Raw genomic sequence first — 11,359 nt, 5'->3', positions numbered from 1 at the left:
GTTGGGCAGGACGCCCAACCCCGGTCTTGCCGTGTGCGCAGGACAGCGCGCACGAGCAAGGCGCCATCGAGCACCATGGATGGGCTTTTGCGTGTCCCGGCCAGGGTGACCACGCCCCCTTTCCCGGATCAGGGAGGCGCCGCTGTTCGCAGTACGTTCGAAACGCCCGTCGGCGCACGCCTTTCGTTCCGCCACTGCACCCGCAGCGCAACATGGGAAATCCGCGCGGCACCCTATAATCCGCGCTTTCCCCCTGATGAGTTCCACCCCGATGGCGCAGCAAACGATGAAGGCCCTGGTCAAGCGCGAAGCGGCCAAGGGCATCTGGCTGGAAGAAGTTCCGGTTCCGACCCCGGGCCCGAACGAGGTCCTGATCAAGCTGGAGAAGACCGCGATCTGCGGCACCGACCTGCACATCTACCTGTGGGACGAGTGGAGCCAGCGCACCATCAAGCCGGGCCTGACCATCGGCCACGAATTCGTCGGTCGCGTCGCCGCACTCGGCTCGGCCGTGACCGGCTATGAAATCGGCCAGCGCGTCTCGGCCGAAGGCCACATCGTCTGCGGCCACTGCCGCAACTGCCGTGGCGGCCGCCCGCACCTGTGCCCGAACACCGTCGGCATCGGCGTCAACGTCAACGGTGCCTTCGCCGAATACATGGTGATGCCGGCCAGCAACCTGTGGCCGATCCCGGACCAGATCCCGTCGGAGCTGGCTGCGTTCTTCGACCCGTACGGCAACGCCGCGCACTGTGCGCTGGAGTTCAACGTGATCGGCGAGGACGTGCTGATCACCGGTGCCGGCCCGATCGGCATCATCGCCGCCGGCATCTGCAAGCACATCGGTGCGCGCAACGTGGTGGTGACCGACGTCAACGACTTCCGCCTGAAGCTGGCCGCCGACATGGGCGCCACCCGCGTGGTCAACGTCGCCAACCAGTCGCTGAAGGACGTGATGAAGGAACTGCACATGGAGGGCTTCGACGTGGGCCTGGAAATGAGCGGCAACCCGCGTGCGTTCAACGACATGCTCGACTGCATGTACCACGGCGGCAAGATCGCCATGCTCGGCATCATGCCCAAGGGCGCCGGCTGCGACTGGGACAAGATCATCTTCAAGGGCCTGACCGTGCAGGGCATCTACGGCCGCAAGATGTACGAGACCTGGTACAAGATGACCCAGCTGGTGCTGTCCGGCTTCCCGCTCGGCAAGGTGATGACCCACCAGCTGCCGATCGACGATTTCCAGAAGGGCTTCGACCTGATGGAAGAAGGCAAGGCCGGCAAGGTCGTGTTGAGCTGGAATTGACCCTTCGGGTCAATTCCCCCGCATGTCTCCTGATCCCCGCGCCTTTGGCGCGCCCCCTTGAACAACAAGGGGGCTCTTGCCCAGATGAGATCAAGAACACCGCGGAACTGAAAAAGGCGCCCGATGGGCGCCTTTTTCGCAATGCGTGCCAGGCAAGCCTGGCACCTACCGTAACGCCTGCGGCGTTACTTGCCGACGGCCACGCTCAGCATCACCCGGCTGTGGGCCAGCTTGCCGGAGTTGTCGCGGCCGTTGCCGTCGGTGCCGTAGTAGCCCAGGCCGACGTTGAACAGGCCGAACTGGCGCGCGACGCCGACGTTCCAGTCGGTGTAGTCCTTGGCGATGCCGTCCTCGAAGGTGCTGCGACCGACGTTGGCATTCAGGGTGAAGTCCTTCGGCAGGCCCCAGCTGCCGCCCAGGCCGAAGTACCAGCCATCGGTACTGCTGTTCCAGACATCGTTGGTGTAGGCCACCGTCAGCTTGTAGGTGTCATCCAGCGTGGTGGTGGTGATCAGCTCGTTGTAGTTCTGGTGGCTGGACTTCAGGTAGGTGTAGCGGTTCAACAGCACATCGACGTTCACGCGCTCGGTGACATCCACGCCGTAGCCGATCAGGTAATCGACCTCGGTCTTCGGGTCACCCGCACCAAAGTCCACACCCGAGCCCCACACGCCGGCATACAGGCCAACCGGGCTGGTGTAGGTGAAACCGGCCTGCAGGGTCGGATCCTCGTCGGTCTGCGACACACCACGGAACAGGTAATCGGAAACGGCGGTGACGTTCCAGCTGTACGGCGATTCGTTTTCCTGGGCGCTGGCGGCGAACGGGGCGGCCAGGGTCAGGGCAGCGGCAATGGCGAGGCAGGCACGGGCGTGCTTCATGAGCGTCTCCGGTGGGGGCGGTGGCGTGGAAGGCGGGGAGCAGGCGTAGCGGCCGGAGCGGGACAGCTCCGGTTCACGAATTTTTAACCAGTTTGCTATTGCGATGCAACATGTGCCGGCCGTGGCGATGCCCCAGCCGGGCCGGTCGGCACGCGGCGATGCCCGGTAGAATCAGCGGTTTCCCCGTTCAGAGCCGTGCCCACGCCATGACCGACGCTTCCTCCGCCCTGACCCGCCACTACGCCGAGGAACTGGACGCCATCCGCGCCCAGGGCCTGTTCAAGTCCGAACGGATCATCACCAGCCCGCAGTCGGCCGAGATCACCCTCGAGGACGGCCGCAAGGTGCTGAACTTCTGTGCCAACAACTACCTCGGCCTGGCCGACCATCCGGACCTGATCCAGGCCGCCAAGGATGCGCTGGATACCCACGGCTTCGGCATGGCCTCGGTGCGCTTCATCTGCGGTACCCAGGACCTGCACAAGCAGCTGGAGAAGCAGATCGCCGACTTCTTCGGCAAGCAGGACACCATCCTGTATGCGGCCTGCTTCGACGCCAACGGCGGCCTGTTCGAACCGCTGCTCGGCGAGAACGACGCGATCATTTCCGATGCGCTGAACCATGCTTCGATCATCGACGGCGTGCGCCTGTGCAAGGCCAAGCGCTTCCGCTACGCCAACTGCGACATGGCCGACCTGGAAGCGCAGCTGCAGGCCGCCGATGCCGCCGGCTGCAAGACCAAGCTGATCACCACCGACGGCGTGTTCTCGATGGACGGCTTCATCGCGCCGCTGGACGAAATCACCGCACTGGCGAAGAAGTACAACGCGCTGGTGCACATCGATGAGTGCCACGCCACCGGCTTCCTCGGTGCCACCGGCCGCGGTTCGGCCGAGGTCAAGGGCGTGCTGGAGAAGATCGACATCATCACCGGCACCCTGGGCAAGGCCATGGGCGGCGCACTGGGCGGCTTCACCTGCGCCAGCGCCGAGGTGATCGAGCTGCTGCGCCAGCGTTCGCGGCCCTACCTGTTCTCCAACTCGCTGCCGCCGCATGTGGTTGCTGCCGGCATCAAGGCGTTCGAGATGCTGGCCGCCGCTGACGACCTGCGCGACACCCTGGTGGAGAACACCCGCTACTTCCGCGAAAAGATGGTCGCCGCCGGTTTCGACGTGAAGCCGGGCGTGCACCCGATCAGCCCGGTGATGCTGTACGACGCGCCGCTGGCGCAGAAGTTCGCCGAGCGCCTGCTCGAAGAAGGCATCTACGCGATCGGTTTCTTCTTCCCGGTGGTGCCCAAGGGCCAGGCGCGCATCCGCACCCAGATCAGCGCCGCGCACAGCCGTGAGCATCTGGACCGCGCGATCGATGCGTTCACCCGCATCGGTGCCGAGCTGGGCGTGATCAAGGGCTGATCGCCCCGGGGTCGGATCCCCACGGGTAGCGCCGGGCCATGCCCGGCGGTTTCCCGATAGCCGCGCTATGCGCTCGCCGGGCACGGCCCGGCGCTACCGAAATGACGCGCGACGCGCGTCATTTCTTTTTCTTCTTGCCCTTCGGCTCGTCCTTGCTGGCCACCACCACCGGCTTGGCGGCAGCATCCTGGCCGTTGCCCTTGGCAACGCGGATGCCGTTGGCCTTCATCCAGGCATCGAACTCATCGGCGGTCATCTTCTTGTCGCCGTTGCTCATCAGGAAGCGGTAGCTGCCGCGGCCATCCAGCTCCGGGGTCTTCACTTCCACCACCGGTGTTTCAGCCGGCGTTTCCGCCTTGGCCACCTTCTTGTGGCCACCACAGGCGGTCAGCAGCACCATCGGCAGCAGCAGGCCTGCGCAGCGCAGGGTTTGGTTGAGGGTCGGGTGGTACATGGGCAGGCTCCGTTCGGGAAATTCAGCAACCAGGCGCCCCCTACGCCTGGAACGGTGGCCGGCAACCGCCGGCCGCGGGCGATGATCAGCCCGGTGCAGCGGCCCCCAGCCGCTGCTGGTCACTGACCTCAAGTAGCCGCCATTGCCCCTTGCCGAGATCGCCGAGCTGCAGCCCGCCGATCGCGACCCGGACCAGGCGCAGCACCTGCAGGTCGAAGGCCGCCAACAGGCGGCGGATGTGGCGGTTGCGGCCCTCGTCGAGGACCACCTCCAGCCACGCGGTCTTGTCGCCGCTGCGCAGCACGCGCACGGCCTGGGCGAGGAGGAACTCGCCTTCGTCCTCGACACCGGCGCGCAGCGCAGCCAGGGTGTCCTCGTCGGGCAGGCGGTCCACCTGCACGTGGTAGGTCTTCTGCGGGCCGGTTTCCGGATCGGTCAGACGCGCGGCCCACTGCGGATCGTTGCTGAACAGCAACAGCCCCTCGCTGGCCTTGTCCAACCGCCCGACCGGTGCGATCCACGGCAGCCCGGCGCCATCGAAACAGCGGTAGACGGTGTCGCGGCCACGCTCGTCCTGCGCGGTAGTCACCACCCCGCGCGGCTTGTTGAGCATCAGGTACAGGCGCTGCGGCGCACCCATCGGCTGGCCATCGACCTCGATCGGCGGCGCCGGCTGGCCAATCGGGAACTCGGGATCCCGCACGATGCGGCCGGACACGCGTACGCGGCCCTCGGCGATCCAGCGCGCGGCCTCGCTGCGCGAGCAGACGCCGGCCTTGGACAGCACGCGCGCCAGGCCATGACGGACACCGGCGGCTGTGGCAGCGGGAATCGCACGCCCACGCGGTGCGTGGGAGCGGGCGGCGGGGGCGGCAGGTGGGCGGCGCGTGCGCAAGCCTCTGCTCCCCGCGGCGCTTACTTCTTGTCGACCGGCTTGGTCTCAGCCGGTGCTTCGGCTGGAGCCGGGGTGGCGGCCGGAGCCGGACGTGCCTTGACCACACGCACGCCACGCGCCTTCATCCAGGCATCGAACTCTTCAGCGGTCATGCGCTTGCCGTTCTGGCTCATGTCGAAGCGCCAGGGCGTGTTGTCGAATTCGGTCTGCGGCTTGTAGGCCGCCGGATCGTTCGGCTTCACCGCCGGTGCGCTCGGAATGGCCTTGGCGATGTTCTGGCAGCCGTCGATGCGCAGGCGCTGAAGCACCTGGTCCAGCGACTGCGACGGATCGTAGTTGCTGCTCAGCACACCGGCCGGCATGCCCAGCTGGTTGCCACGGATGTAGAGCTCGTCGGCCACCGGCGCAATGGTCGTGGCCGGCAACGGCAGCGGCGAGGCGCTGGTGTTGACCGAGCAATCGACCGCAGCGTGGGCGGCGGGAACCAGGGCCAGCGCCAGGAAGGCGGCCGATGCAGAGCGCAGCATGAAGGGCATCCAGGAAAGGAAGTGACGCGGCGAGTTTAGCAATGCCGCGACAGCTTTCAAGCGCCACTTTCAATGAATACGGCAACTCATTGGTTTTACGAACAAAAACCCGACGAACGGTTGCCTGCGTAGCAGTAGATACCCGGATTCCGGGCCGCAGAAACAACAAGACCCGGCCGAAGCCGGGTCCTGCTGTGTCCTACAGGCAGAGCGTCAGAACTTAGTTCTGGACGTTCAGCTCGGTACGACGGTTCTTGGCGCGACCTTCCGGGTTGTCCGAACCATCCGGGTTGGTGTTCGGAGCAATCGGACGGCTCTCGCCGTAGCCGATCGGGCCGACCAGGCGACCGGCGTCAACGCCGTTCTTGGTCAGGTAGTTGTACACGGCGGTAGCACGACGCTCCGACAGCTTCTGGTTGTAAGCGTCGGTACCCTTCGAGTCAGTGTGACCGGCAACTTCAACGCGCAGATCCGGGTAACGCTTCAGGATCTCGGTGGCTTCGCTCAGGATCGCCACGGCGTCCGGACGCAGGTTCGACTTGTCGAAGTCGAAGTTGACGCCCTTCAGGTCGATGGAGACCGGCACCGGGCAACCGTCCGGACCGATGGTCTGACCCGGCTGCGAGTTCGGGCACTTGTCGTCGCAGTTGTTGACGCCGTCACCGTCGTCGTCCAGGTCGGCGCAGCTCGGGGCAACCGGAGCCGGAGCCGGAGCAGCCGCGACCGGAGCCGGGCCCAGCGGGATCACGACGCCGACCGAAGCCAGCACGTCGCCGAACCAGTCTTCCTTCGGAGCGGCAACGCTCTGGTCGTCGAAGTCAGCGCGGTAGGCCACTTCGGCGCGGACAGCAACGCGCTTTTCGAAGGTGGTCTGCAGGCCGACGCCCAGCTTGGCGGCAACGTTGCCGTCCTTACGCTGGCGCGGACCATTGGCATTCAGCGCCGGGTACTCTTCTTCCGACTTCTGGTAGCCCAGGCCACCGACGATGTACGGGTTCCAGCCGCGGCCTTCCTTGATGAAGTGGCGACGCAGGTCCAGCGAGACGCCGTACTGCGACCAGTTCAGGTCCTTGTTCGAATCGAAGTTCGGGTTCTGATAGTTCAGCTCACCGTCCAGCGACCAGTTCGGGCTGATGAACTTGCCCAGGCCCAGGGTCACGAACGGAGCGTCATTGGTCAGACGGTCGCTGTCCTGGAAGTTGAAGCCGGCCGAACCGGTCAGGTACCAGCGGTCATCGAACTCCTGCGCCGAAGCTGCCTGGGCAAAAGCCAGGCCGCCCAGCAGCGCGGCAGTAAGGATCTTCTTGTTCATTGAGTACAGCTCCTATTTCGGGGGTATGAAACCGGTAGAGGCATGGGCCAGCACAAGTGCGTCGATGTACGACAGCCGATTCAGCACGCCACCGCCGCGAACATTATGCTCAGGCGGGTGAAGGCCATGTTAACAGTCCCGTAACATGTGAAGTGTTGCGCCCGACCGTCCACCGGTCCGACGTTGAAACCCTATACAGGATGATGAAAATCCGCAAGACCCTCACGCTGCAAGGGTTTGACGGGGTTTAGGCGGGGAAAACGACATATTGCGCAACGTACTGCGTCACACGGTTCAGCGTGTTTGCGGAAAGGTGAGGAACCTTATGATGGAGCCACGAACCCAGCCGGAGCCGTGATGAAAGCCGTCGCCCTGAGTCGTGAATCCGCCCCTGCCCTGTGCGATATCCACCTGCCCCCGCCGCTGCCTCCCCGGGGGCGTGACCTGCTGGTCCGGGTCGAGGCGGTTTCGGTCAACCCCGTCGATGGCAAGCAGCGTGCCAGCACGGATCCGGCCACGCTCCAGGCGCCCCGCGTGCTGGGTTGGGACGCCGCCGGCGTGGTCGAGGCGATCGGCGACGAGGCCAGCCTGTTCGCCTCTGGTGACGAGGTCTATTACGCCGGTGATGTCACCCGCCCCGGCTGCAATGCGCAGTACCAGTGGGTGGACGAACGCCTGGTCGCGCGCAAACCCACCACGCTGGATTTCGCTGAGGCCGCAGCGCTGCCGCTGACCACGCTCACCGCCTGGGAGCTGCTGTTCGAGCGCATGCCCCTGCGCCTGGACGATCGCCGCCACGCCGGCCAGCACCTGCTGGTGATCGGCGGTGCGGGCGGGGTCGGCTCGATGGCGATCCAGCTGGCCCGCCATGCGGGTTTCGAGGTGATCGCCACGGCGTCGCGCGAGGCCTCGGCCGACTGGTGCCGGCAGATGGGTGCCCGGCACGTGATCGACCACCGGCAACCGCTTCAGGCCCAGCTGCAGGCGCTGGGCATCGACGCGGTGCAGGTCGCACTCAACCTGGCCGACACCGATCACTACTGGGACGAACTGGGCCTGTTGCTGGCGCCGCAGGGACACGTCGGCCTGATCGTCGAGCCACGTGGGCCGCTGCGGATCGGCGATCCCTACAAGGCCAAGTGCATCGGCATCCACTGGGAGTTCATGTTCGCGCGCTCGCGCTTTGCCACTGCCGACTGCATCGAGCAGCACCGCATCCTCAGCCGCACGGCCAGCATGATCGATGCCGGCCAGCTGCGCGGCACCCTCAGCGAGACGCTGGGCCCGATCAATGCGACAAATCTGGACATCGCGCATCAGCGCCTGGCCGGCGGACGCACGGTGGGCAAGCTGGCGCTGGCAGGCTGGGGCGACTGACGCGTCATGTAGCGCCGAGCCCATGCTCGGCTGGTGGTGCCAGGCAAAGCAGCCGGGCATGGGCTCGGCGCTACAGATTCCGCCTGTAGCGGCGGATTGGTCGGCATCTGTATCTATTGAAGTGACTGGATCGGGATTACGGTGGGAACAGATCCCCCTCCCCCGAGACCGCCATGCCCACCGCCCTGCCCCTGCGCATGCTGCAACTGATCACCGGCCTGTTCCTGTACGGCTTCGGCGCATCGCTGATGATCCGTGCCGCCATCGGCGTGGCGCCCTGGGACGTGCTGTCGCAGGGCATCGCCGCGCAGACGCCGCTCTCGTTCGGGCTGGCCACCAATGTGATCGGTGCGCTGGTGCTGCTGCTGTGGTGGCCGCTGCGGCAGAAGCCGGGCGTTGGTACTGTGCTCAACGTGATGCTGATCGGCCCGTCCGCGCAGTTCGGGCTGTGGCTGCTGCCGCCGGCGGTCGGCCTGGGCTGGCAGCTGGCGATGTTCTGCGCCGGCATGCTGCTGGTCGCGCTGGCCACCGGCCTGTACATCGGCGCCAAGCTGGGCCCTGGCCCGCGCGACGGCCTGATGACCGGCCTGCACGCCCGTACCGGCTGGCCGATCTGGAAAGTGCGCAGCCTGATCGAGGGCAGCGTGCTGCTGCTGGGCTGGTGGCTGGGCGGCAATGTCGGCCTCGGCACGCTGGCCTTCGCCCTGCTGATCGGGCCGCTGTGCGGAATGACGCTGGGCTGGTTCGGGATTGGCCGGCCGATGCCCGGACCGCGCCCGGCGAGCGCACAGCGCGGCCACGGGTAGCCGCGTCCCCGGGCATGGCCCGGCGCTACCGATTCGCCAGCCCTTGCTCCGGCCGCCGTTTCGCGGCACGCTTCGCGCTTCCGTACGCAAGCGTATCGACCATGTCGCCAGCCAACGAAAGCGCCTATCCCCACCTGTTCGCCCCGCTGGACCTGGGCTTCACCCAGCTGCGCAACCGCGTATTGATGGGCTCGATGCACACCGGCCTGGAGGATCGCGCCCGCGACTTCCCGCGGCTGGCGGCCTATTTCGCCGAACGCGCCGAGGGCGGCGTCGGCCTGATCGTCACCGGTGGCTTCGCGCCGAATGTAGTGGGCTGGTTGAAGCCGTTCGGCGGCAAGCTGTCCTGGCCGTGGGAAGTACGCCCGCACCGCCAGCTCACCGCCGCCGCGCACCAGCACGGCGCGAAGATCTGCCTGCAGCTGCTGCATGCCGGCCGCTATGCCTACCACCCTTTGTCGGTGGCGCCGTCGAAGCTGAAGGCACCGATCAACCCGTTCACCCCGCGCGCGCTCTCGGCCAGCGGCGTCGAGCGCCATATCGCCGACTACGCACGCAGCGCGAAGCTGGCCCGCGAGGCCGGCTACGACGGCGTGGAAGTGATGGGCTCGGAGGGCTACCTCATCAACGAGTTCATCGCCCCGCGCACCAACAAGCGCACCGATGCCTGGGGTGGCGACGCGCGCCAGCGCATGCGCTTCGCGGTGGAGATCGTGCGCCGTATCCGCGAGGCCTGCGGCCCGGACTTCATCATCATCTACCGCCTGTCGCTGGTGGATCTGGTGGACGACGGCAGCAACTGGGAAGAGATCGTGCAGCAGGCGCAGGCGATCGAGGCAGCCGGCGCAACGATCATCAATTCCGGCATCGGCTGGCACGAAGCGCGCATCCCGACCATCGCCACCTCGGTGCCGCGCGCTGCCTTCGCCGGGGTCACCGCCAAGCTCAAGCCGCATGTGAAGGTGCCGCTGGTGGCGACCAACCGCATCAACATGCCCGACGTCGCCGAGCGCATCCTCGCCGATGGCGGCGCCGACATGGTGTCGCTGGCGCGGCCGCTGCTGGCCGACCCGCAGTGGCCGAACAAGGCCCGTGCCGGCCGCGCCGAGGCGATCAACACCTGCATCGCCTGCAACCAGGCCTGCCTGGACCACGTGTTCGAGAACAAGCTGGCCAGTTGCCTGGTCAATCCGCGCGCCGCCCACGAGACCGAGCTGGTCTACCGCCCCACCACTACGCCGAAGAAGGTTGCCGTGGTCGGTGCAGGCCCCGCCGGCCTGGCCTGTGCCACCGTCGCTGCCCAGCGCGGCCACCAGGTCACCCTGTTCGATGCCAACGAGGAGATCGGCGGGCAGTTCAACGTGGCCAAGCGCATCCCCGGCAAGGAAGAGTTCTACGAGACCCTGCGCTACTTCCGCCACACGCTGCAGGAGACCGGCGTGCAGCTGCGCCTCGGCACCCGTGCTGACGCCGCCAACCTGGCCGGCTTCGACGAGGTAGTGCTGGCCACCGGCATCACCCCGCGCAAGGTCGATTTCCCCGGCGCCGACCACGCCAAGGTGGTCAGCTATCTGGACGTGCTGCTGGGGCGGGTCGAAGTGGGCACCAATGCGGCGATCATCGGCGCCGGTGGCATCGGCTTCGATGTCGGCGAGTTCCTCAGCCACGCCGGTGAGTCTCCCTCGCTGGACCCGCAGCGCTGGATGGCCGAATGGGGCGTGGACAGCACGTTCGAGGCCCGCGGCTCGCTGGCCAGGCCGCAGGCCGAGGCATCACCGCGGCGCCTGTGGCTGCTGCAGCGCAGCGCCGGCAAGCCCGGCGCGCGACTGGGCAAGACCACCGGTTGGATCCACCGCGCCACACTGAAGGCCAAGGGCGTGCGCATGCTCGGTGGCGTCGAGTACCTGGGCGTGGACGATCAAGGCCTGCGCATCCGCGTGGAAGGCAGCGAACAGTTGCTGCCGGTAGACCATGTGGTGATCTGCGCCGGGCAGGAACCGAACCGCGCATTGCAGGCCGAACTGCAGGCCGCCGGCATCAACGCGCAGCTGATCGGCGGTGCCGACGTGGCCGCCGAACTGGACGCGAAGCGGGCAATCGACCAGGGCAGCCGGGTGGCCGCCACGCTCTGATGAGCGCCTGAATGGGGGGCGGAATGTGATTTCCGTCACCCCTGCCGAACCTGAATGTCAAGCCGCACGGTTCACGATGCGTTCGGCTATCCCCCCCTACCTTGCGCCATCTTTCCGCTCACCAGCCAGTTTCCGGTGAGCCGGCGCAGCCCCCTCGATCGGTACTGATCGTTTCTTTTGGGGCTGCCCACGGGGCGGCCCCGATGGCCGCCTCCCCATGACGCCAAGTCGTACCCCGCCTCCTGTCGCCC

10 protein-coding genes are annotated in these 11,359 nt (G+C 66.8%); 5 read left to right on the top strand and 5 right to left on the bottom strand.

Annotated elements, in window-relative coordinates:
- Positions 1–286: 286 nt before the first annotated feature.
- Positions 287–1,309, top strand: coding sequence for an L-threonine 3-dehydrogenase (gene tdh, locus GOC52_RS04010; RefSeq protein ID WP_010483949.1), 1,023 nt, complete (start codon positions 287–289; stop codon positions 1,307–1,309).
- 185 nt (positions 1,310–1,494) lie between these two features.
- On the opposite strand, the gene GOC52_RS04005 is transcribed toward tdh, so the two are convergent.
- Positions 1,495–2,190 (bottom strand): TorF family putative porin, encoded by a 696-nt coding sequence (locus tag GOC52_RS04005; RefSeq protein WP_010483951.1) that lies wholly within the window; start codon positions 2,188–2,190, stop codon positions 1,495–1,497.
- Positions 2,191–2,396: 206 nt separating this feature from the next.
- Here GOC52_RS04005 and kbl point away from each other — a divergent pair, with 206 nt between their 5' ends.
- Positions 2,397–3,605: a glycine C-acetyltransferase gene (gene kbl / locus GOC52_RS04000; protein ID WP_043401394.1), complete on the top strand. Its 1,209-nt coding sequence runs from the start codon at positions 2,397–2,399 to the stop codon at positions 3,603–3,605.
- A gap of 118 nt (positions 3,606–3,723) precedes the next feature.
- Here the strand turns inward: kbl and GOC52_RS03995 are convergent, their stop codons facing one another.
- From GOC52_RS03995 to GOC52_RS03980, 4 genes are all read right to left on the bottom strand, one after another.
- A complete protein-coding gene (locus tag GOC52_RS03995) occupies positions 3,724–4,059 on the bottom strand; it encodes a hypothetical protein (protein ID WP_005412356.1) in 336 nt (111 codons plus the stop codon).
- An 85-nt stretch (positions 4,060–4,144) separates the two neighbouring features.
- Positions 4,145–4,954 carry a pseudouridine synthase gene (locus tag GOC52_RS03990; protein WP_181389996.1) on the bottom strand — a complete coding sequence of 270 codons (810 nt, stop codon included), beginning with the start codon at positions 4,952–4,954 and terminating at the stop codon, positions 4,145–4,147.
- 20 nt (positions 4,955–4,974) lie between these two features.
- Positions 4,975–5,481, bottom strand: a complete 507-nt coding sequence (locus GOC52_RS03985; protein WP_010483956.1) for a hypothetical protein — start codon at positions 5,479–5,481, stop codon at positions 4,975–4,977.
- Positions 5,482–5,701: 220 nt separating this feature from the next.
- Entirely contained in the window at positions 5,702–6,793 is a 1,092-nt protein-coding gene (locus tag GOC52_RS03980) for an OmpA family protein (protein WP_010483958.1), read from the bottom strand.
- Positions 6,794–7,150: 357 nt separating this feature from the next.
- Here GOC52_RS03980 and GOC52_RS03975 point away from each other — a divergent pair, with 357 nt between their 5' ends.
- The 3 genes from GOC52_RS03975 to GOC52_RS03965 all read left to right on the top strand — a co-directional run bounded on the left by GOC52_RS03975 (position 7,151) and on the right by GOC52_RS03965 (position 11,108).
- Entirely contained in the window at positions 7,151–8,170 is a 1,020-nt protein-coding gene (locus GOC52_RS03975) for a zinc-binding alcohol dehydrogenase family protein (protein ID WP_043401399.1), read from the top strand.
- Between the two features lie 173 nt (positions 8,171–8,343).
- Positions 8,344–8,976: a membrane protein YczE gene (yczE, locus tag GOC52_RS03970; RefSeq protein ID WP_010483962.1), complete on the top strand. Its 633-nt coding sequence runs from the start codon at positions 8,344–8,346 to the stop codon at positions 8,974–8,976.
- 101 nt (positions 8,977–9,077) lie between these two features.
- Positions 9,078–11,108 (top strand): NADPH-dependent 2,4-dienoyl-CoA reductase, encoded by a 2,031-nt coding sequence (locus tag GOC52_RS03965; RefSeq protein ID WP_043401401.1) that lies wholly within the window; start codon positions 9,078–9,080, stop codon positions 11,106–11,108.
- The last annotated feature ends 251 nt before the right edge of the window (positions 11,109–11,359 follow it).

The sequence above is a fragment of the Stenotrophomonas sp. SXG-1 genome (assembly GCF_014083965.1).
GTDB lineage: Bacteria > Pseudomonadota > Gammaproteobacteria > Xanthomonadales > Xanthomonadaceae > Stenotrophomonas > Stenotrophomonas geniculata.
Note: the sequence above shows the minus strand (reverse complement) of the source record. Positions and strands in the feature narration are given on the sequence as shown.

Coding starts and splice junctions, on each gene's coding strand:
- GOC52_RS03980 (WP_010483958.1), bottom strand. CDS start 6,793: ATGAACAAGAAGATCCTTACTGCCGCGCTGCTGGGCGGCCTGGCTTTT.
- GOC52_RS03985 (WP_010483956.1), bottom strand. CDS start 5,481: ATGCTGCGCTCTGCATCGGCCGCCTTCCTGGCGCTGGCCCTGGTTCCC.
- kbl (WP_043401394.1), top strand. CDS start 2,397: ATGACCGACGCTTCCTCCGCCCTGACCCGCCACTACGCCGAGGAACTG.
- GOC52_RS04005 (WP_010483951.1), bottom strand. CDS start 2,190: ATGAAGCACGCCCGTGCCTGCCTCGCCATTGCCGCTGCCCTGACCCTG.
- yczE (WP_010483962.1), top strand. CDS start 8,344: ATGCCCACCGCCCTGCCCCTGCGCATGCTGCAACTGATCACCGGCCTG.
- GOC52_RS03965 (WP_043401401.1), top strand. CDS start 9,078: ATGTCGCCAGCCAACGAAAGCGCCTATCCCCACCTGTTCGCCCCGCTG.
- tdh (WP_010483949.1), top strand. CDS start 287: ATGAAGGCCCTGGTCAAGCGCGAAGCGGCCAAGGGCATCTGGCTGGAA.
- GOC52_RS03995 (WP_005412356.1), bottom strand. CDS start 4,059: ATGTACCACCCGACCCTCAACCAAACCCTGCGCTGCGCAGGCCTGCTG.
- GOC52_RS03975 (WP_043401399.1), top strand. CDS start 7,151: ATGAAAGCCGTCGCCCTGAGTCGTGAATCCGCCCCTGCCCTGTGCGAT.